This is a genomic window from Pseudomonas sp. BSw22131 (assembly GCF_026810445.1).
Lineage (GTDB): Bacteria > Pseudomonadota > Gammaproteobacteria > Pseudomonadales > Pseudomonadaceae > Aquipseudomonas > Aquipseudomonas huanghezhanensis.
The window spans coordinates 2826782-2847890 of sequence record NZ_CP113949.1; the positions used below are offsets into that span (position 1 = coordinate 2826782).

A 21109-nucleotide genomic window follows, 5' to 3' on the forward strand; every position below is an offset into this window, starting at 1 on the left:
GCTCCGTTATTTCAGTTTTTTGTTCACGTCGGCCAGCAACAGCTGGATGTCTTTTTTACGACCGGCATCCGCCGACTCGCGACCCGGCCTGGCCGCTGCCAACAACGCTTTTTCCAGTGCTGCCTTGGCTTGAGCATAGTGCGCCTGACGAAATAGATGGTCACCCCAGAAATACAACGGATCGATGCCGTCGGGGTTGATCTTCACCGCTTGCTCCAGCAAGGCCTGGGCCTTGTCGGCGTCGCCAAAGCCTATCGGCCAGCCGGGCACCCGATCATAAAGCGTGCCCAGGCTGGCGTAGGCCGAGCCCTGCAAGGCGTTCGGATCGAGCGTGAGGGCTTTTTCCAGATCGGCTTTAGCCAGTTTCACCTTCCCAAGCGCGCCCAAGCCGCCTTGTGCACCGGCCCAACTGCTGGTGACGATGCCTGACCAGATCCAGGCCTCGGCAGCGGCCGGCCGCTGTTGCTTGAAAGCATCTGACTGGACCGCAAGCTTTTCAAACGCTTCGGCGCGCTGGCTCTCAGGCACCTGATATTGAATGCGCGCCCACTCTTGCTGGATCGACAGCAGCCGTTGCTGATCGGGTGCATCCAGCGCCCACAATGGCATGCAGATCAGGCACAGCAAGGCAAACAGGGTAGTTCTCATGGTTTGGTCTTCTCTTCTAAAGACGAGTGGCTGAGACGGCGAATCAGCGGCAGGTGTTTGCGCAAGCCTTTGTCGACGACGGTGGGCAACAGACTGTTGAGGCCTACGAAAAAGCGCTCCGGCCATCCCAGATAAAGTTCACGGCGGTTGCCGGCAATGGCGTGAATGACCGCGGCCGCCACGTGCTCTGGATCATCCTCACGGCTTTTCAGGGCGCTGTTCAGCGCTTGCGCCGCAGGGCTGTTCATCGAGGTGCGGGTGGCGCGCGGTGCTACGTACAGCACGCCAATACGGGTGTCTGCCAACTCCCTGCGCAGCGCTTCGGAAAACCCGCGCAAGGCAAATTTGCTGGCGCAGTAGGTGGCATAACCGGCGTAACCAATCGAGCCATAAGTAGAACCAACATTGACCACCATGGCGCTATTGGCTTCGCGCAGCAGTGGCAACATCAGGCTGGTCAGCTGGATCGGCGCGTGCAGGTTGATGTTGAGCATGGCGTCGATCTCGTCGCCGGGCAGTTGCTCAAGCATCGAGAAGTGATTGATGCCCGCGGCATTGATCAGCAGGTTGACGCCCCGCATGGCCTGCGCCGTCATCAGGACGTTCTGCCTGCCCTCGGGGGTGGTGAGATCCGCGCTGACCCAATGCAGCAAGTGCGGATATTGCGCCTGCAACGCCCGCAAGGGTTCGCGGTGCCTGGAAACCGCCAACACCTCGGCACCTTGGCTGCACAGCGCCTGCGCGATTGCCAGACCAATACCGCCACTGGCGCCGGTCAATACCACGCGTGCTTCAGACAGTCGCATGAGCAGGCGCCTCGAATGACACCGCAGTGGAAGTCGGCAATTGACGGAACATCTCGGTGTACAACCCGTAGACCATCCTGGAAGCCTTGATCACGGCGGCCTGATCCTCCGGATCTTCGAGGCGGTCCATGAGCCCTCGATAGGTTTCCATGTGCCCGACATCCAGGCTGCCATGGGAGCTGAGGTAGCTGAATGCAGTCGGCGGCAAGCCGAGGCGTTGCTGAATGCTGCCAGCCGCGTGGGTCGCCAGGGCGATGCTGGTGCCTTCCAGCACATTGACCATGCCGAACAGGCCCACCGGATTCCCCCGGGCAATCAGGTCATACAGGTAGGCGACCATCAGCTCGATGGGCATGCCCGGCGTACCGTCGCGCACGGCATCGGCGTCCGCACCACAGGCGCGCAGGTCGTTCAGAATCCACTTTTCGTGGCCGTATTCATCTTCTATGTATTCGCACACCGCGCCGCGCAGCCACTCCAGATGCGAGGGCAGTCGCGCGCCACACGCCATCATCAGCGGCACGGTATGGCGCACGTGGTAGTAGGCCTGGGTGAGAAACGCCCGGTAGCTTTCCAGCGTGACGTTGCCAGACAGCGCGTCATGGATAACGGGCAGGTTGAACAGCGTTTCGCGTTCGGTGCGGGTGGCGTCTTGCAGGGTCTGGAAAAAGCTCATGAGAAATCCTCAGCGTGCTGCTGTTCAGTGAAGTGCTGTTTGAACTGGTTGAGTATCGCTTCCCGGCGCGGACGGCCATTGGCGGTCGCCATGCCATTGGCGGCGGTAAAAGGCTGGGGCAGGCGGGTCCAGGAGTGAACGCGGGCATAGTCGGGCAGCGCCTGATTGGTCTGCGCCACGGTGTCTGCGAGTTGTTGATCGGTGGTGTCCGGGCGCAGCGGCCAGAGCAGCGCGTGGTTGTGGGCCAGCGCTTCGCCATGGACAAAGGCCTGGCCGATGCAACCGCGCTGAGTCAGTTCAGCCTCGACCCATTCGGGATTGACGTTGCGACCGAAACTGGTCACGAACTGATGTTTCTTGCGACCTTTGAGGTAGAGATAGCCTTGCGTATCGAATTCGCCGATGTCGCCGGTCGGCCACCACTGTGGCACGGCGTGAGTGTCCCCGAGATAACCGAGCATGGGCGCGCCGCAGACCAACACCTCGCCATCCTCGGCCAGGCGTATCTGGACGTGTTCAAGCGGCTTGCCGACGCTGCCGGGGCGATGGGCTTGAGGACGATTGAGTGCAACCACCGAGGCGCACTCGGACATCCCGTAACCTTCGTACACCGGGATGCCGACAGCCTCGGCACGCGTCAGCAAAGTCTCGCTGACTTTGGCGCCGCCAACGGCAACGAAGCGCAGCCGGCGCGGATCAAACACGGCCATCTCGCACGCTGTAACCAGCATCAACAACAGTTGTGGCACCAGAATCATGCTGTCCGGGTCCAGGCGTGCCAGGCAACCGAGCAGACGGGAAAGGTCCACGCCACTGGCGCCCTGCATACCCAGTGTTCGCTGGCTCGGCAGGCTCAGGGTTGCGCCTGCGTACAGCGCCGCGTAGCACCCGATGTTCTCCAGCAGAATCGCCAGCGGCAGCAGCGACAAATAGGCAACCGGCGATTGTTCGCGGCTTGCCTGGTAAAGCTGCTTTGCCACCGTCAACACGCTGTCGGCACTCAGGCAAACGCCTTTGGGTGCGCCGGTGGTGCCCGAGGTGAACGTGAGCTTTGCGGTCCTGGCAGGCATTGACGGGGTCGAGGGATTGCGTCGAACCCAGAAACCGGCGTCGCGCTGGTAGCCGGCGGCCTCCCACTTAAATCCGTCATCCGGGTCGGCGATGACCAGGTCGGCCTGGCTCTGGTCCAGGCAATGCTCGCGCTGTGCGGCGCTGAAAAACGCTGGCAGCGTCACACAGGCCAGACCTTCGAAGAGGATTGCAAGATCCCAGATGAGCGCGTCGGGCCCATTGTCCAGCGCCAGCGCGACGACACGGGCGCATGCTTCTTTCAGCATCTGCTGGCGCAGCCTCAATTCCGCGTCCAGTTCGGCGTAGTCCAGCCGCAGGTCATCGCCCTGAAGGGCGCACGTGTGCGGGTACTCGCTGGCCATTTCCGCCAGATGCTCACGAAATCGCTGCAGTTCAGGCGACATGGCACGTGCGCTCCGTTATCAGGGGCAGGCCGAACCGTTCGAACAGACCGCTCTGGCTGAGGTGCATGAAGCCTGCGCGAATGTCGCCAACGTGGACGCTAGGCTGGGTGTCGTAATAGCTGCCCCACGCGTGACGGTCATCGCCCAGCCGCAACGGATCAGCGGAACACAGCGTTACCGGGCGCAAGCCCAGGCGGTTGAAACTGTTGACCAGCCCCGCATTGCCGGTAAAGGCCACCCATTCCAGGCCGCCCATGGCCAGCAGCCAGGTCATGGTGATGATGCTCAGACGCGCGCTGCCAAGGTTGCTCGCGGCCAGGTTACCGACTTCGACAATCGCCTGGCGCTGCACCGTATTGCCGGCACGGGCCTGAACGACTTGCTCGATGGGGTCGTCGAGATAGTGCTCCAGAAACAGACTGCCGGAGGCCGCCACTCTTACGCCGGCGACGGCGCAGAGCGTGCCCGACGCATCATTCAAGCCAAACAGTTCTGGCATGAAGTGCTGCACATTGGCGTTATGCGCCTGATAAAAACGGTGCTGAATGAAGGTTTCGAAATCGCGGCGCAGAGGCTCTTCACTGCGCGCCCGGTGCAGCGACAATGCTTGCGCACCGGCGGTGCCGAAATTGAGGGGTAGACAAGTATTCCAGTCCAGATCATGCATGAGCGAGGCTCCTCCCCGGTAGCGTGTGGGAGGAGTATTGCCAGCGATTCTTAAGGCAGTCTGAAGCCTTCGAAAATCAGCGTTCAGTGTCTTCAGATTGCGTTAAGACGCGTGGGGCAGGGTGGCGCAGCACTGATGCAGTGCCCAATCGCCGAAGCCGGCGCCACACACCAGAAGCGAACCCTGACCATGACGCCCTCGACGCACCGATACAACCGACTCTCCCTGACACTGCACTGGCTGATGCTGGGACTGTTTATCGGGGTGTACGCCTGTATTCAGCTCAAAGGGCTGGCACCCAGGGGTAGCACGTTGCGCAGTGCGGCACTGGGCATGCACGGCCTGTTTGGGCTGTCGGTATTTGCTTTGGTCTGGCTTCGCCTGCTGGGTCGGTTGATGAACAAGGCGCCAACCATCACGCCGACTCCGCCGGGTTGGCAACTCGGCCTGGCGTCATTGATGCACGCGCTGCTGTACGCGCTGATGATCGCAACGCCAATCCTGGCATGGCTGATGCTGGCCGCAGCTGGCAAGCCAGTGCCTTACTTCGAGTTCTTCATCCCGGCGCCCGTGGCGGTTGATCCGGCTTTGGCCAGGCAACTCAAAAGCTGGCACGAACTGGTGGGCAACGCTGGCTACTGGCTGATCGGGCTGCACGCGGTCGCAGGCCTGTTTCACCACTACGTTGTGCGCGACAACACCCTCAGGCGCATGCTGCCACGCTGAGCTCTAGCCGCTGAACGCTGACCGAATTCTCTCTGTAATACTTTGAAACATCTGAGCGGGCGTTCGGTCAACAGATTAATCCCGCCAAAGAATGACCTATGAAAACGCCTCGACCCTCGTCTCGCCTTGAACCACTGACTCAGCTTCGGAACCTGAAAATGGCCAGATCGGCCCACGCTTACGTGCGCGGCAGCACGGTGCAGTTTTATGAGTGGCTGCACAGCCTGCCGGGGCGTCGCTTACCCAGCGGGCCACCGGTGTGGATCTGCGGGGACTGTCATGCGGGCAACCTTGGCCCGACGGGAGACTCGAAAGGCGGCACCGATATTCACATCCGCGACCTTGATCAAACGGTCATCGGCAACCCCGCCCATGATCTGGTCAGGCTGGCGCTGTCGCTGGCAACCGCTGCACGCGGCTCGGACTTGCCCGGCGTGGCCACCGCCCGAATGCTCGAGCAGATGATGCACGGCTACGAACAGGCTTTTGAAGGCAACGTCGACGAAGAGCCGCGCAAACCCGACCAGGTCAAGGCCGGGATGCGCAGCGCGGTGCGGCGGACCTGGAAACATCTCGCCCAGGAGCGCATCGAGGATGTGCGTCCGACCATTCCGCTGGGCAAACACTTCTGGTCGTTGTCCAGGCCCGAGCGCGCGGCGTTGAAAACCTTGTGCGGCACGCCGGAGATCCATGCGTTGGTGACCTCGCTCAAGGGGCGCTCCGATGACGACCGTGTCCAGATGCTGGATTCGGCTTACTGGGTCAAGGGCTGCAGTTCACTGGGGCTGCGGCGCTACGCTGTGCTGTTGGGAGTAGGCGACAAGGTCGATCAGGAATACTGCCTGCTGGACATCAAGGAAGCCGTGGCTGCCGCGGCGCCCCGTGCTTCGCGCACGTCCATGCCCCGGGACAACGGCAAGCGCGTGGTCGAGGGCGCCCGCAGCCTGTCACCAGGGCTGGGTAACCGGATGATCGCGACCCGTGTGCTCGACCACGGTTTTTTCGTGCGTGAGCTGCTCCCGCAAGACATGAAGCTTGAGCTGGACCAACTGAGCCAGCGTGATGCCATGCGCGCCGCCAGTTACCTGGCCGGCGTGGTTGGACGTGCACACGCCCGGCAAATGGACCTCGCCACACGCGCATCCTGGATCAACGACTTGCAGTCCAACCGTTCACAGGTGCTCGATGCACCGTCGTGGTTGTGGTCCAGCGTTGTTCAGTTGGTCGGCAGTCATGAAAAAGGCTACCTGGAACACTGCCGCCGATATGCGCTCCAGCACTGATCGAAGGAGGCCGCGTTGCAGGCGCACATCAAGGCCCCGACGTTGACACAGGCAATGCCAAAGCTGGAGAAAATACTGGCGCAACCCATGGAACAAATCAGGTTGTCGCAACTGCCGGATAGCTCGGTTTAAAGCGTCTACCGGTTATTTCACACGGTGTTCCTAATTATTGGCATCTGCAGGGCGATATCCATTCTATGGATACCGCCCTATTCGTCTGTCGGTCCCAATTCCAACCGTCATGGAGACGCTATGTATTTAAGATCGTTGAAGATTTCCAATCGTACCCTCGCATGCTTCGCGCTGATGATTTTCATGGTGCTCGGATTGGGTGTATTCAGTCTCAAACAGATGGGGAGTATTCGTGCAGAAGGAATGGAGATCGAAAATGACTCGCTTCCAGGCATCGCACTGGGCGACGACATTGCACTGGCGTTTGCCAATACGCGCTACGACTTGATGAAATTGCTGTCTGCAAGAGACGCCTCTCAACTTGAACAGGCGCACCAGGAACTTTTACAGACAGAGGCCAACTTCAGTAAGGCAATTGATGCCTACAAGCCTCTCATCAATGGGGCGGACGAGCAGGCGCTGGTCAATGGCTTGATCGAGAACTATAAAACCTACACCGATCATGCCAGCCAGTTGTACAGCCTGCTGCAGAACAACCAGCCAGAGGACGCCAGACAAATCGCTTGGGTCAAGTTGCTTCCGGTGGCTGAGACGATGTCTGCGTTGCTGGGAAAAGTCGAAAAGCTCAATGACGACTCAGAGTCCGAGTCCAGTGACAGTGCTTCGCAGGCGTACGCCAACGCCAAGCTCGTGACGGCAATCATCAGTGCCTTGGCCATCCTTGTGACACTGATACTCGCCTGGCGCCTCACCAAAAGCCTTTCCGGGCCGATCAACGACGCCTTGAAAGCCTCCGAACTGGTCGCCTCGGGCGATCTGCGCCAGAGCACGATCAACATCGAAGGCACTGACGAAGCGGCGCTGCTGTTGCAGTCGATGGGGCGCATGCGCGAAAACCTGCGCACCACGCTTCATCACGTCGGCGACGCAGCCCTGCAATTGTCATCGGCCACTGAAGAGCTGAACGCCCTGATGGTCAGCAGCAACGCGGACCTGCAAGCGCAGAACAGCGAGATCGAAATGGCGGCCACGGCTGTGACGGAAATGAGTCAGGCCATTGACGAAGTGGCGCGTAACGCTGTGTCCACGTCCGAAGAGTCGAAGACCTCCTCACGCTCGGCGCGCCAGGGCCAGGAGGAACTCAATCATACCGTCAGCTCCATCATCGAGCTGACGCAGAACGTCAACAACGCGTCCGAGCAAGCACAGGTGCTTGCCACTCGCACGCTGGAAATCAGCAAAGTGCTGGAAGTGATTCGTTCGGTTTCGGAACAAACCAACCTGCTGGCGCTGAACGCCGCGATCGAGGCGGCCCGTGCGGGCGATGCGGGTCGCGGGTTTGCCGTGGTGGCCGATGAAGTAAGGGCATTGGCGCACCGCACCAGTGAGTCCACGCGTGAGATCGAAACCATGATCGGTCACATCCAGCAGGGCACACAGAGCACAGTGTCGGCGCTTGCGGTCAGCACCGAGCAGGCCCAGCGCACCAAAGGTCAGGCGCAATCGGCCAATGACGCATTGTCGCTGATTGCAAACTCGGTGGCGGTCATTGATGAGCGCAACACGGTCATCGCCAGCGCCTCGGAAGAACAGTCGCAGGTCGCACGTGAAGTGGACCGCAACCTGGTTCGCATTCGGGATCTGTCGGTTCAGTCAGCCGCTCGGGCGGACCAGACCAGCAGCGCCAGCCACTCGCTCGCCTTGCTGGCCACCAACCTGACCACTACGCTGCGTCAGTTCAAGATGTAAGACACTCAGCGGGGCGGCTGGACATTTGAATCAAGTCCAGCGCCCCGCGCGAATGAATTCGCGCCTACAGATTCGCGGGCAAGCCACGCTACAACAGCGCTGTAAGACCTCCTGTACAGACCGTGTGAAAACCAGATAACCAGCAGCTAACCAAAAAAATGCCCCGATCACCTCGGGGCATTTCCCATTTATACAGAGAGAAAAAAGGCCTTCCTCAGGCCAGCAACTCAATCATTCGGCGCACGCCCAGCACGTTGATAGCCCTTTTCAGGTTATAGGCGTTTATCGCAAGCGCCATTTCCGTTCGCGCACCCTTTAGCTGGCGAAGCAAGAACCGGCCATTGCCGTAGATCCATTGTTTGAGGTTGCCAAACGGGTGTTCGACGATGCTTCTTCGGGCATCAACCATCTCAGGATGTGCCTGCATTCGCTGCTTCATTCTTTCAAAAGCTTCTTCGTGAACGTGTCGCTTGATCGAGCGATAGCGGCTCTTGGTGCATCGATGTTTAAGGGGGCAGGAGCCGCAGTCATTAGCGTTTGCGCGGTAGATTCGCTGTCCCTTGTTCAGTTGCAGCAGGGGCAAAAAATGCCCGGCCGGGCATTGGTAGCGGTCGTTTTGCTGGTCGTAGTTAAAATCGTCCCGGCCAAAAAAAGTGGGGTCTTCAATGTTGTTGCCCCGATTAATCGGTACGTACGCCGTGATGCCGGCGTCATCACAGGCCTGAAAATGCTCGCCGTTTGAATAGCCGGCATCTGCAGTAACGGTCAGATTCGGTTGTTCAAGGACTTCCTGAGTCGCTTTTGCCATCGGCTCCAGTTGCTTGCGATCATCGCCTTCCTGAGTCACTTCGTGGTGCACGATCAGGCTGTTTTCAGCGTCGACTGCGGTCTGCACGTTGTAGGCAACGGCCATGCCCTGCGGGCTCGCATCATCCGCGCGTCGCTTTCGGTGCTGATGAATTGGGTGATCTGCAGTTCGTCCATCAGCGCCTGGCAGGTCAGGTAGTCGTCCCGTTTGGCGGTCAGTTTTGCCAGCACCGTCTTAACAGCGCTTCGATCAACCACCTCTTCATTTTCGTCGCGATCTGCGCAGTCCAAATCCTCTAGATACTTGGCTATGCGGCGGTCCAATTTTTCCTGATCGCGCTTGAGGTGCTTGGTGCTGATGTGACGACGGGCCGAAGCGACAGCCTTGAATTTGCTGCCATCGATGGCGACCAGATCACCTTTGACCAAGCCTGCGGTTCGGCAGAACTGAACAAACGCGCGGCAGGTTGCAGAGAACGCGGTGGCGTTATCCTTGCGGAAGTCGGCGATGGTTTTGAAGTCCGGCGCGAGGCGGTTGAGCAGCCACATGACTTCGATGTTGCGTTGGCACTCAGCTTCGAGCCGGCGCGAAGACCGTATGCGCTGGAAATAACCGTAGATGTAGAGCTTGAGCAGATCGGCGGGTTGTAAGGTGGACGTCCGTTGCCTTTGGGGATGGCTTTATCAAAACCCAGAACCCGGAGATCAAGGCGCGAAACATAGGCATCAATGACCCGGACGAGATGGTCTTCGGGAATGACTTCGTCGATGGAAACCGGAAACAGGCTGGTCTGGTTTCGAGATTCGCCCTGGATGTACGCCATAAGAAAATGCCCCGCATCTTTCGATGCGGGGCATTTTCTTAGATCTGGGGCGGGTTGGCTAGGTTTTCACACAGTCTGTGTAGGAGCCAACTTGTTGGCGAGCCGCTGTCCGGGTTGAAACAGTGATGCCGCCACGCGAATGAATTCGCGTCTACAGATCTCGCGCCCAATCGCATCCAACAAACGTACAGATCTCGCGGCCAATCGCCTTTAACGAACTTAAAGATTTCGCGGTTAATCGCCTCTAATAAACGCTACGAAACCCTGTAGGAGCCTGACGAGCCAAAGCGAGGCCGCGATACGGTCCATCAGACAAACCGCATCACCGACCATCAACCACCGAACGCCAAACCCGTGGGAAGGAGCTTGCTCGCGATAGGGTCCACCACGATAAGATGCCGGGCTAAATCGTGTGTGGTTCGCAGAGGAAAAGGTATTGGATCAGCTCACCATCGTCGCACCGGTCAGCGCGGATATTCCTGAAATCATCGAGTTCACCCTGGCCGCACGCGCCGAGCTTTTTCCCAAGCTGGATGGGGCCGGTATGCCAGCCGATCTGGCGGATTTTGCCAGCGTTTACTTAAACGGTAAGGGACGATTTCTGCTGGCGCGCGACGCAGGGCGAATCGTTGCCTGCGTCGGTTATCTACCCTACGACAGCCGCTTCCCGCACCTTGCCTATCCAGGCCTGAACGTGGTCGAAGTGGTCCGCCTCTTCGTGCACCCCGCGTATCGCCGCCCAGGTCTGGCGACCAGGTTGTACGAGGCACTCAAAGCCTTGGCAGTGGCCGACGCGGTCGATGTCATTTACCTGCACACCCACCCGTTTTTGCCGGGTGCCATCGACTTCTGGCGCAAACGCGGTTTCGACGTGATCGATATCGATGCCGACCCGGTGTGGCAGACGACCCATATGCACAGCCCGCTTTGATAACCAGAACGTGGACCGACAGGACGCCTCACGCTGAGCGGAAGCGCAAGATCTGCGCGCCGTCAGCGGGGTCGATCAAATAGTGCGCCTCCACGCCGAAGGTCTCTCGCAAGCGTTGCGGGGTGAGCACCTGCAGCGGCGTGCCGAGGGCGACAAGTCGCCCCCGGTCAAGCACCGCAAGTCGATCGCACGTCAGTGCCTGATTGAGATCATGCAGCGCAATCAGCGTTGTAACCGGCAACGCTTGCACCACGTTCAAAATCGCCAGCTGGTGCTGGATATCCAGGTGATTGGTCGGTTCATCCAGCAGCAGGATTTGCGGACGCTGCGCCAAAGCACGGGCGATGTGCACCCGCTGACGTTCGCCGCCTGAAAGATTGCGCCAGCTGCGGTTTTTCAGGTGCGCCGCGTCGACATCCTTCAGGGCCTGTTCGACGATTGCATCGTCTTCCTTTGACCAAGGGCTCAAGGCTGACAACCAGGGCGTTCTGCCCAATGCGACCGCATCAAACACACTCACCGCCTCCAGCGTATCCGCCTGTTGCTCGACCAGGGCGAGTGTCTGCGCGATGTCACGCCGCGACAAAGACCTGAGCGCCTTTGCGCCCAGCTGCACCGAACCCTGGCTGGGTACGCACAATCCGGCGAGGACTTTGAGCAAGGTGGATTTGCCGGAACCGTTCGGTCCGACAATGCCAAAAGTCTCGCCAGACCGGATTTCCAGCTCGATGCCGTGCAGCAATTCGGCATCACGCACGCGCAGACCGAGCCCCGAACACGAGAGCACGGGGTGATCCAATGCCGCCGTGGCGTCGTTCATCGTGCTGTCCCCCGGCCAATCAGAATCAAGGCAAACACCGGAGCGCCGACCAGCGCCGTGACGACACCAACAGGGATCACCTGGCCCTTGATCAGGGTGCGCGACAGGACGTCGGCAGCAATCAGAAACACTGCGCCGCCCAACGCGCTCGCGGGCAGCAACCGCGCATGGCGGGTGCCCAGCAACAGCCGTGCAGCGTGGGGGATCACCAGGCCGACAAAACCGATCGAGCCGACAATCGAGACCATCACGGCCGTCACCAGCGCCGCGCAACCGATCAGGATCAGCTGCACCCGCCACACCGCGATACCCAGCGAGGCCGCGGAGTCGGCACCAAACGTGAACGCATCCAGCGAACGCCTGTGCCACAGGCAAACAGCCAGCCCCAACAGCGCTGCTGGCACGCACAGCCAGACCGACGGCCAGCGTACGCCGCCCAGATTGCCCAGCAACCAGAACATGATGCCGCGCGCCTGCTCGGAGTTCGCCGACTTGGTGATGAGAAATGCCGTCAGCGCATTGAACAGCTGCGACCCTGCAATCCCCGCCAGAATGATCTGGCCGGTGCCTGCGCTGCGTCCACTGGCACGGGCCAGTAGCACCACCACTGCAAAGGCTGCGATGGCGCCGACAAAGGCCCCGACCGACAGCGAAATCAGCCCGGCCCCCACACCCAGCAATGCCACCAGCACGGCGCCGGTTGAAGCGCCAGCGGAAATTCCGAGCAAATAAGGGTCAGCCAGCGGATTGCGCAGCAGCGCCTGCAAGATGACGCCGCATGTCGCCAGCCCGGTGCCGCAGGCGCCCGCGACCAAGGCGCGAGGCAAGCGGTAATTCCAGACGATGCCCTCGTCGATGGGGTCGAGGACGTAGCCTGCGGCCCACAACTTATTGGCCAGCACCTGAAACACCACGGATGGCTCCAGGGTGGTCTCACCAATGGCGACACCGGCAAAGACAGCGAGCAACAACACAACCAGTGCGAGCAGCGTTCGAGAAAGCATTGAGGTCATTTCGCCGGGTTGAAGGTATTGATGGCGGCCGCCAGGGTTTCAAGGCCAGTGAATGTCCTGACACTGGCCTGCATCACCATGGCGTCTAGAACGATGATGCGGTTGTTCTTCACGGCGTCCATGTTGCGCGTCACCGGATCATTGCGCAGGAATTCGAGCTTTTTCTGATAGTCGTCAGCGGGGAAGCGGCGACGGTCCATGCGCGCGATCACCAGAAAGGTCGGGTTGGCCTTGGCGATGGTTTCCCAGCCCACGGTGGGCCATTCTTCATCGGACTGCACAATATTGCGCACGCCCAAGGTGTCGAGCATGAATTGCGGGACGCCCTTGTGGCCGGCCACATACGGATCCAGCTCCAGGCCGGGGCTGGAGAACCAGACCAGCGCGCTTGCGTTTTGCTTCGGCGCATCGTGGGCCAGCGCCATGGATTGAGCGAGACGGGCCTTGAGTTCGGCAATCAGCGTCTGACCCCGGTCCTGAACATCGAAGATCTCGGCCAACTGACTGATGCTCTTGTAGACGCTGTCTATCCGGAAGGCTTCCAGACGTGTGCCGTCCGCGCCCACCAGGTTGTTCTTGGCTTCGCAGTCGGTGGGCATCAGGTACGTCGGGATTTTCAACTCATGGAACTGCTCGCGCGTGCCGACCGCGCCTTGCGCGCCCACCATCCATTCCAGCTCCACGGCCACCAGTTCCGGGCGCTTGGCGATAACCGACTCGAAACTCGGGGCGTTGTCCGCCAGCCGCTCGATGGCATCGTTTTGCGACTTATAGAGGGGCAGTACGTCGTTGAACCACAATGACGTGCCCACCACTTTGTCACTCAAACCCAAGGCGTACAGCATCTCGGTGCCCGCCTGGCCAATGGTCACCGTGCGGGTTGGAGCGTGCGGAAAGGTCAGGGTGCTGCGGCAGTTTTCGACGGTCAGCGGGTAATGCGTGGGGGCAGAATGGGCGAGGGTGGCAACGCTCAACGCGGTGACCAGGGTAGCAAGGCGCAACATCAGCATGAGGCTGTCTCCATCCGACCGTACACGGGGCAGGGGGCTCGAACCGGAAACACATCTTCAACCGCTGCCATCGGCGATGGGATCGCCCGTCAGCCTGGCACGGCTAGCTGCTGAGATGTCCTTCCCGGACACCCCGCCGGTTAGTGATTTGCTTGGCCGGCAGGTCTCCTGACTGATGCGTCGTCGCCTGACTCCGGCCTTCCCGGACATCAGTCCAGTGGCTATTGAGGAGCAGGCTCGGCACCTACAGTTGCGGGGGCAGTTCCGATTGATGCCGGGGGCGGCATTTCGGATTCCCTATTAGTCCCGTGGGGGAACCGGCGGCGGGCATGGTAGACGATCATCGGGGTTATCACCACCGACCGCGGTCGCGTCGATGAAACAGGGTCTGATTGCGCCCGGCTCAAGCGCTGCGCTCAAGCCGTCACCCGGCCTTGATCTCACCATGTGAGTGCATGGACCCAGTGGTCGCGACAAGGCTTGCCGCTGTGTGGCCTGCGCGGTAAACCTTGGGTAACGACCGACGCAGGAACGCTCATGTACCCGCTTATCACTCACGTCGACAGCGATCATTCACTGCCCGAAAGCGCCGATGTGGTGATCATCGGAGGTGGCATCGTCGGGGTCTGCACCGCCTACTTCCTGGCCGCACGCGGCGTCTCGGTGGTGCTGGTCGAAAAAAGCGGCATCGCCCATGAGCAGTCTTCGCGCAATTGGGGCTGGGTGCGCACCCTGGGCCGTGATGTTGCGGAAGTCCCGTTGGCGATTGCCAGCCTGAAGCTGTGGGACGAATGGCCCACGCGACTCAAGCACGACACCGGCTTCACCCGTGCGGGCATCCTCTACGCCTGCGAATCGGAACAGGAGATAGGCAACAAGGTGGCGTGGCTGGAACAGGCGCGGCCACTGGGCATCGACGCACAATTGCTTGACCCGGCGCAGATTGAAGCCCGCTTGCAGTCGAAGATGCCGGGGTCGTGGAAGGGTGCGCTGTTCACGGCCACCGACGGCCGCGCCGAGCCCGGCATTGCCACCGCCGCCATTGCCGAAGGCGCTCGTGCGCTGGGGGTAAAAATGCTGACGCGCTGCGCTGCACGGGGCATCGAGACTGAAGCGGGGCGGGTCAGTTCGGTGATCACCGAACGGGGCGAAAACAAATGCAAACCCGTGGTGCTGGCAGCCGGTGCCTGGTCGGGATTGTTTTGCTGTTCGTCACCCATGACCTGGCCGTGGTCGGGCACATTACTGATCGGGTAGCGGTCATGTACCTGGGGCGCATCGTTGAAGTCGCGCCCACTCGCGAGCTGTTCAACCTGCGAGGACGTCTCGCCAACAAGTTAGCTCAAGAGGTCTTACAGCACCTGACGGCTACGCAAACGGCATAGGCCCGGGGAAGTTGCCGATAGGCACCCAGTGGGTGATCAGGCCGGTGTCGGGTTTCCAGTGGTGCAGCAACAGGGCGGGCGGTTCCAGCCATGACGCCTCTTTGGCATGCGGGTCCAGCGCCAGGGCAATGGCGGTAGTTGTGCTGGGGGCGGTGCAGAGTACGGTCCCGCCGAAGCGCAGTTGCATGGAACGGTGGATATGACCGCACACCACGCGTTCAACCGCCGGAAACTGCGCGACCAGCTGGGCAAGCCGATGCCCGTTGAGGCACGCGTAGGTATCGATGTAGGGAATGCCGCTCAAAAACGGCGGCTGGTGCAGCATGATCAGGGTCGGCCGTTCAGGCTCTTGCGCGAGCGCCGCTTCTAACCAATCGTGCGCTGCGTCATCTATGTCACCGTGGTGCTCGCCGGGCACGGTCACGTCCAGGCCAATGATGCGCATCGGGCCAAGACCGGCCGCGATGAAGTGCACCGGGTCATCGTCAGCACCCGGCATGCCCCTGCAGAAGTTCTCCCGGAACAGCCCGCGGTCGTCGTGGTTGCCGGGAATCATCAGCAGCGGCTGCTCGATCCGGCTCAGCAGCGCACGCGCCTTCTCGTATTCGGCGGGCTGACCTTCATCGACCACGTCACCGGTGATGATCACCACCTCCGGGCGGGGCCACAGTGCATTCAAGTGATCGATGGCTTGCTCGCACATGGTGTTCGAGTCCACCAGCCCCTGGTACAAAACACCTTGGGGCCTTATGTGCAAATCTGAAAGGTGCGCGATCAGCATGGTGAACCTCCTTTTAAACGGCATCAATGTAAGTGGCGCGTCACGGTCGGACTCAGCGCGCACTGAGCCATGATATCGTTCCGACCTTGCTACGAACTGTCAGAGACTCCCATGAAATTCATTCACCAGCGAGAACACTTGAACGAGGGCGACATCGTTGTCATCGAGTGTTCTAACCCCTGCAACATCCGCTTGATGAGCGATGCCAACTTCCGCAGCTTCAAAAACGCAGGTCGGCACACTTACCACGGCGGCGCGTTTGAAAAATTCCCGGCGAAAATTGTCGTTCCCAGCAGCGGCTTCTGGAACATCACCCTGGACACCGTGACCCGCAGACCGATCAGCGTCACACGCAAGCCAAACCTTACCCATTCGATCAAGTTCATCCGGCGCTCTTCGACGCGACTGAGCTGACGCGCCCAGGGTTCTAAGCTGGCGTTAAACAGGCGAGCGGCAAACGCACATCCATGCAGGGCCTGCAACATTCGTCCGGTCGAGTTCAATATGTAGCGGATAGCGCCGATAACCTTCGTATGATAAGGAGGCTGTCCCGATGTTTAACAATAAATTGAAATCCCAGCTCAATTCACAAGCCGCTGAACTGCTGGAACTGCGTCAACTGCGCGATGGATTGAGTACTGAAATGCTGATGTTGAGCATCGACTCCACGTTTAAAGTCACAGACTGCAACGACAACTTTGCAACGGCGCTGGGCTACACGACTGACCAACTAATAGGCCGCCCCATGGCGAGCATCGTGCCGCAGTACGTGACCAAACTGCCGTGTTTCAAGAATTTTCGGGCCGCGGTTGCGGCCGGCAAGTCGATCACCGATGAATACCGTTATTCACACGCGGACGGGTCGCTGGTGTGGCTGCATGCGCACTGGCAACCCGTCCGGGACGCTGCTGGCGCGTTGAGCCACATCACCTGTTACGCCACAAACATCACCGACCAGCTGGAAAAGGCGTCGGAAAACACCTCCTTCATCGACGCATTGCTGCGTTCCACGGCGGTCATCGAGTTCGATCTGACGGGCCATGTCCTCACCGCGAACGACCAGTTTCTCAAAGCCATGAGCTACAACCTGGCCCAGGCGAAGGGCAGTCATCACCGCATTTTTTGCCGTGCAGAGGAGACGTCCTCGCCAAAATACAAAGATTTCTGGGCCACCTTGAACAGGGGCGAATTCGTTGCCGGCCGCTTCAATCGGGTAGATAGCCATGGGCGGACCGTGTGGCTGGAAGCGACCTACAACCCGGTGTACGACACCGAGGGCAACCTGTCCAAAGTGGTCAAGTTTGCAACGGTGATCACCGATCTCGTCGCCCGCGAGCATGAAGTCAGTAAAGCAGCTGAAACCGCGTTTCAGATCTCGCAGCAAACCGATATCAGTGCGCAACGCGGCGCGGTGGTTGTCAACGAGACCGTTTCGACCATGCGCAAGATCGCCGATGACATGCAGGCGGCAGCGGGGGGCGTGGAAGCGCTCGGCAAGCAATCGCTACTGATCAGCTCAATCATCCAGACCATCAGCAGCATCGCCCAGCAGACCAACCTGTTGGCGCTCAACGCGGCCATCGAGGCGGCGCGGGCCGGCGAACAGGGCCGGGGCTTTGCGGTGGTGGCCGATGAGGTGCGTCAACTGGCCGGACGCACCAGCAGCGCCACCGAGGAGATTGCCTCGGTGGTGCTGCGCAACCAGAAACTGGTCGATGAAACGGTCTATGAAATGGCCAACAGCAAGTCGCAAGCCGAGCAAGGGCTGGAACTCGCCACGCAAGCCGGGCAGGTCATCGTCGAGATTCAGGACGGCGCGCGCAGGGTGGTCGATGCGGTTGGCAGGTTTGCCAACCAGATGGCCTGACCACGCTTATGAGGCCTCACCAAGCCCTGCATGCCAGTCGGCATGCAGGGTATCAGCCACTTTGTGTCGATTGAAGTCTGGAGCGCCGTCATTCCACCAGACCAGTCCTCGCTCACCCAACGCTACTTTCGCGGCATTCACGTGGGATCTTGCGGCCTTCAACAGCTCGGCATCTTTTGATGCTTTCTCGGCCTTGACCTCGCGCCGCGCATCCATTAACGGGTTAACCCGTTGTTGTCGCTCGTCCTGATCCAGCGAAGGATTGGAGCACCGCCAAAGCTGGCCTTTGACAACAAAATAACGTCCATCTGGCGTCGTTGGGTTCATCTGAAACACCGTCTTGATGCGTGGGAATCGGTTTGGACAGTGACGCTAGCGTGATGGCTCGGCGCGTTCAAATTGCCTAAAGGCGTATTCTTGGCGCGGGTCTTTTACCCGCGTTATCAAAACCCATGGACCAACTCGCAGGAGATACAGGTTTGAACGGGCTTATTGAATATCTGGAAGTATTCACACACCGCAAGTCAGAGGTCGAGCGACTGCTGCTGACAAAAGCACGCGCGAACACCGTCATCAAATACCACGAAGTTTATGATCTTTTTGAAATGGACAAACCGTCCTGTGCAAGTGATCTGATCTGGAGGGGGTGTGTTTGGGAAACGGTGGAAGAGGTAGCACGTCAACTGTCATCCCCGGATGGAGCCATCTACTACGCAATGCTTTCAAATCGCAAAGGCGTTCCGGAGGACGTCTTCTGGTGGTATTTCATAAGGAGCCGCAAAACAGAGTACGAAGCAGACACCGGTAAAAACCTGACCAATGTTGAATCGCTCAATGACGCACACAAACTGGAAATTGCCCATTACGAACGCCTGAGGGTATACAGGCATGTAGCTAAATATCACCCGTGACCGGCCGTTAAAGGACACCGTACTTCATTCACAGTGCCTGCTTAAAAGGCGCTGCCCAGACTGCGCCGGACTAACAAGCTGACCTAGGGCGCTCCGGGAGTGTCCGACTAAAGCCTTCAATATCCACACGAATTGATTCACCTGCATAAGCGCGGTTTTGAATAGTGCGCAAGCAAGTGTCTTCATAGAATCCTGTACAACCAGGCTCCCGACGCTCATAAGTACTGGCTATATGATGTCGTTCATAGGTCATCCCAGCAATGGCCGCCGTTCAACAGGATGAGCAATCAAAGATGGTAGATGTTCTCAGTATTCAACAACCTGACGCGCTTGCGTTGCTGGTGCAGGCTGCGGCTCACTCAGCTGACTGCACGCGCGGTCTTTTGTTAGTCGCCAAGGCAGGCAGTTGGCAAGTCATCGCCAGGTATGGGTCGGATCAAGGCTTTGAACTGGACGCTGACACGGAGCAGTTCCTCAGTGAAGCGATGTTGCACGAAGACCTGACAGTGATGACCGAAGCTTCGGGTCAACGACTTCCCCTGCAGCTCCAGCGGTTCATGGGGTTTGGCGACGGTTTATTGGTGGGGGTTGCAATACGGGGAGAGCACAGGCAATTGCAGGGGATGTTACTGGTCAGCAGTGCCGAAGCTCGGCAGCGTTTGAGCGCGGCACAAACCTACGCACTCCAAACGCATGGCGCGCTTCTTCGCGGGATGATCGCGCCCCGCAGCACAAAGCCGTCGCAGAGCAGTGATCCGTTGATCGAACGTTTGCGACTGCTCGAATCCGTGGTGGTCAACGCCAAGGACGCCATTCTGATTACCGAAGCCGAGCCTGTGGATCAGCCTGGTCCCAGAATCGTTTATTGCAACCCTGCGTTTCTCGCCGCCACCGGGTTCAGTTTGTCCGATGTCATCGGTCTGACCCCCCGTATTCTGCACTCTGCTGCCACCGACCGGGCAACGCTGGATCTGATTCGCGCCGCACTGCTGAAATGGCAGCCCATCGAGGTCGAACTGATCAACTCCCGTAAAGACGGCAGCCAATTCTGGGTTCAATTGAGCATTGTTCCGGTCGCCAATGAACGTGGCTGGTTCACCCACTGGGTCTCGGTGCAACGGGATATCAGCGAACGCAAGGAAGTGGAATTGCTCGCGCGCCAGGCTCAGGCGGACAGGGATGCACACGCCGCGCTTGAATCGCGTCTACTGGAACGCGAGCGCATTGAACAAGAGTTGTCTTATGCCGCTTTTCATGACGACCTGACCGCGCTGCACAATCGTGCTTATCTCATGTCACGGCTGCTCAATATATTTAACCGGGATGCGCGAGAACTTCGTACTGCAACCACCGTGCTTTTTCTCGATCTTGATCGGTTCAAGTTTGTGAATGACAGCATGGGTCACACAGCAGGGGATCAGTTGCTTAAAGTTGTTGCGCGGCGCCTGGAAAGTTGTGTGGGCTCGAACGATATTCTTGCGCGGGTGGGCGGTGATGAATTTGCAATTCTGCTGGCGGAAGAAAGCAAGGGCGACAGGGCAGCTGATTTGGCCCGACGCATCGTCAGTCAACTAAGCCTGCCGGTCGCCCTTGATGGGCAGGACATCTTTACCTCCTGCAGCCTTGGCATCGTGATCGCTGACACCTCCCATGAATCACCGGAAGATTTGCTGCGCGACGCAGACGTTGCGATGTATGCGGCGAAGAAACGAGGGCGAGGGCGCTGGACACTGTTCGATGGCTCCATGCGCAAGGCTGCTGTTGACGCGTTAATTATGCAAAACGCTTTGAAACAGGCCATCGCGAGAAATGAACTCTCTGTTGCCTATCAGCCGATTTATAACGTGAGCACCGGCGATATCAGTGGTGTCGAAGCGTTGGTCAGATGGCTGCATCCCGAACTGGGTCATGTCCGTCCCGATGCGTTTATTGGCGTGGCTGAAGACAATGGAGTGATTCATGAGCTGGGACGCTGGGTGATGCGTCAGGCGTGTGATGAACTGTGGCGCTGGAAGCAAGAGTTTCCAAACCTGCATTTGCACCTCAACGTGAACGTCTCCGGAACGGAACTCAACCGCCCAGGCTATGTATCGCAAGTCCAGGGCATCTTGGAATCCACCGGGGTATTGCCACAGGAGTTGCTCATCGAGATCACTGAAACGGTATTCCTTCAGGATCCTGAGGCAACGGCACTCGTACTGGCTCAACTGCGTGCGTTGGGCATTCGCATTGCGCTGGATGACTTCGGCACCGGCTACAGTTCACTCGGTTATATAGACCGTTACCCCATCGACGCCATCAAGATTGACCGCTCGTTCGTGTCGAGAATGATGTGCTTCGACCGCAGCGACGCAATCGTTCGCAGCATCCTTTCCCTGGGCCGAACCTTGCATCTGGACATCACCGCCGAGGGCGTCGAGACGATGGCTCAACTTCAGCGCCTCAAGGAAATGGGATGCCCCTTTGTGCAGGGATATTTACTTAGTACGCCCGTGCGCGCCGAGGAGGTCTCGACGTTGCTGCGCTCATGGTCAAAGCGCTGAAGAGCGGTGGCCGTTGTCATCTAGATCATGACTGCGGCCAGCGCCTCAGGGTGCT

At 59.4% G+C, this 21109-nt stretch carries 17 protein-coding genes, 5 pseudogenes and 1 riboswitch; of the genes and pseudogenes, 11 read left to right on the plus strand and 11 right to left on the minus strand.

The window, feature by feature from the left end:
- Positions 1-6: 6 nt before the first annotated feature.
- From OYW20_RS12525 to OYW20_RS12545, 5 genes are read right to left on the minus strand one after another with little or no spacing between them, the layout of a single operon-like run.
- Complete coding sequence (locus tag OYW20_RS12525; RefSeq protein ID WP_268800983.1) at positions 7-648, minus strand: tetratricopeptide repeat protein; 642 nt, start codon at positions 646-648, stop codon at positions 7-9.
- Positions 645-1454 carry an SDR family oxidoreductase gene (locus OYW20_RS12530; protein WP_268800984.1) on the minus strand — a complete coding sequence of 270 codons (810 nt, stop codon included), beginning with the start codon at positions 1452-1454 and terminating at the stop codon, positions 645-647. The genes OYW20_RS12525 and OYW20_RS12530 overlap by 4 nt, the downstream gene beginning before the upstream one ends.
- Positions 1441-2130, minus strand: coding sequence for a TenA family transcriptional regulator (locus tag OYW20_RS12535; protein ID WP_268800985.1), 690 nt, complete (start codon positions 2128-2130; stop codon positions 1441-1443). Before OYW20_RS12535 ends, OYW20_RS12530 begins: the two co-directional genes overlap by 14 nt.
- Positions 2127-3605, minus strand: a complete 1479-nt coding sequence (locus tag OYW20_RS12540; protein WP_268800986.1) for an AMP-binding protein — start codon at positions 3603-3605, stop codon at positions 2127-2129. Before OYW20_RS12540 ends, OYW20_RS12535 begins: the two co-directional genes overlap by 4 nt.
- Positions 3595-4272 (minus strand): thermostable hemolysin, encoded by a 678-nt coding sequence (locus OYW20_RS12545; RefSeq protein WP_268800987.1) that lies wholly within the window; start codon positions 4270-4272, stop codon positions 3595-3597. The genes OYW20_RS12540 and OYW20_RS12545 overlap by 11 nt, the downstream gene beginning before the upstream one ends.
- A 189-nt stretch (positions 4273-4461) precedes the next feature.
- On the opposite strand from OYW20_RS12545, the gene OYW20_RS12550 reads away from it, so the two are divergent.
- The 4 genes and pseudogenes from OYW20_RS12550 to OYW20_RS26255 all read left to right on the plus strand — a co-directional run.
- On the plus strand, positions 4462-4998 hold the full coding sequence (locus OYW20_RS12550; protein ID WP_268801113.1) for a cytochrome b: 537 nt from the start codon (positions 4462-4464) through the stop codon (positions 4996-4998).
- Between the two features lie 98 nt (positions 4999-5096).
- Positions 5097-6281, plus strand: a complete 1185-nt coding sequence (locus OYW20_RS12555; protein ID WP_268800988.1) for a DUF2252 domain-containing protein — start codon at positions 5097-5099, stop codon at positions 6279-6281.
- A 315-nt stretch (positions 6282-6596) separates the two neighbouring features.
- A pseudogene (locus OYW20_RS26250) lies at positions 6597-7259 on the plus strand (MCP four helix bundle domain-containing protein); the annotation flags it as partial.
- A gap of 306 nt (positions 7260-7565) precedes the next feature.
- Positions 7566-8162 (plus strand): annotated as a pseudogene (locus OYW20_RS26255) (methyl-accepting chemotaxis protein); the annotation flags it as partial.
- 214 nt (positions 8163-8376) lie between these two features.
- On the opposite strand, the pseudogene OYW20_RS12565 reads toward OYW20_RS26255, so the two are convergent.
- Positions 8377-9793 (minus strand): annotated as a pseudogene (locus tag OYW20_RS12565) (IS1182 family transposase).
- 436 nt (positions 9794-10229) lie between these two features.
- Here OYW20_RS12565 and OYW20_RS12570 point away from each other — a divergent pair.
- A complete protein-coding gene (locus tag OYW20_RS12570) occupies positions 10230-10724 on the plus strand; it encodes a GNAT family N-acetyltransferase (protein ID WP_268800990.1) in 495 nt (164 codons plus the stop codon).
- A gap of 28 nt (positions 10725-10752) precedes the next feature.
- Here the strand turns inward: OYW20_RS12570 and OYW20_RS12575 are convergent, their stop codons facing one another.
- The 3 genes from OYW20_RS12575 to OYW20_RS12585 are packed head-to-tail and all read right to left on the minus strand — an operon-like array spanning position 10753 to position 13567.
- Complete coding sequence (locus OYW20_RS12575) at positions 10753-11544, minus strand: ABC transporter ATP-binding protein (RefSeq protein ID WP_268800991.1); 792 nt, start codon at positions 11542-11544, stop codon at positions 10753-10755.
- A complete protein-coding gene (locus tag OYW20_RS12580; RefSeq protein ID WP_268800992.1) occupies positions 11541-12557 on the minus strand; it encodes a FecCD family ABC transporter permease in 1017 nt (338 codons plus the stop codon). Before OYW20_RS12580 ends, OYW20_RS12575 begins: the two co-directional genes overlap by 4 nt.
- Entirely contained in the window at positions 12554-13567 is a 1014-nt protein-coding gene (locus OYW20_RS12585; protein ID WP_268800993.1) for an ABC transporter substrate-binding protein, read from the minus strand. The genes OYW20_RS12580 and OYW20_RS12585 overlap by 4 nt, the downstream gene beginning before the upstream one ends.
- A 141-nt stretch (positions 13568-13708) precedes the next feature.
- A riboswitch (cobalamin riboswitch) is annotated at positions 13709-13904 on the minus strand.
- 200 nt (positions 13905-14104) lie between these two features.
- On the opposite strand from OYW20_RS12585, the gene OYW20_RS12590 reads away from it, so the two are divergent.
- Positions 14105-14824, plus strand: coding sequence for an NAD(P)/FAD-dependent oxidoreductase (locus tag OYW20_RS12590; protein ID WP_408005493.1), 720 nt, complete (start codon positions 14105-14107; stop codon positions 14822-14824).
- Positions 14825-14935: 111 nt separating this feature from the next.
- On the opposite strand, the gene OYW20_RS12600 is transcribed toward OYW20_RS12590, so the two are convergent.
- Positions 14936-15733, minus strand: a complete 798-nt coding sequence (locus OYW20_RS12600; protein ID WP_268800994.1) for a phosphodiesterase — start codon at positions 15731-15733, stop codon at positions 14936-14938.
- A gap of 111 nt (positions 15734-15844) precedes the next feature.
- On the opposite strand from OYW20_RS12600, the gene OYW20_RS12605 reads away from it, so the two are divergent.
- The 3 genes and pseudogenes from OYW20_RS12605 to OYW20_RS26265 form a co-directional block, all read left to right on the plus strand.
- Positions 15845-16147: a DUF1883 domain-containing protein gene (locus OYW20_RS12605; RefSeq protein ID WP_268800995.1), complete on the plus strand. Its 303-nt coding sequence runs from the start codon at positions 15845-15847 to the stop codon at positions 16145-16147.
- Positions 16148-16382: 235 nt separating this feature from the next.
- A pseudogene (locus OYW20_RS26260) lies at positions 16383-17012 on the plus strand (PAS domain-containing protein); the annotation flags it as partial.
- Between the two features lie 153 nt (positions 17013-17165).
- A pseudogene (locus OYW20_RS26265) lies at positions 17166-17600 on the plus strand (methyl-accepting chemotaxis protein); the annotation flags it as partial.
- A 6-nt stretch (positions 17601-17606) separates the two neighbouring features.
- On the opposite strand, the gene OYW20_RS12615 reads toward OYW20_RS26265, so the two are convergent.
- Positions 17607-17927, minus strand: a complete 321-nt coding sequence (locus OYW20_RS12615; protein ID WP_268800997.1) for a hypothetical protein — start codon at positions 17925-17927, stop codon at positions 17607-17609.
- Between the two features lie 125 nt (positions 17928-18052).
- On the opposite strand from OYW20_RS12615, the gene OYW20_RS12620 reads away from it, so the two are divergent.
- Both OYW20_RS12620 and OYW20_RS12625 read left to right on the plus strand, forming a co-directional pair.
- Positions 18053-18511, plus strand: coding sequence for a hypothetical protein (locus tag OYW20_RS12620; RefSeq protein WP_268800998.1), 459 nt, complete (start codon positions 18053-18055; stop codon positions 18509-18511).
- Positions 18512-18804: 293 nt separating this feature from the next.
- Complete coding sequence (locus OYW20_RS12625) at positions 18805-21054, plus strand: putative bifunctional diguanylate cyclase/phosphodiesterase (protein WP_268800999.1); 2250 nt, start codon at positions 18805-18807, stop codon at positions 21052-21054.
- Positions 21055-21109: the final 55 nt, after the last annotated feature.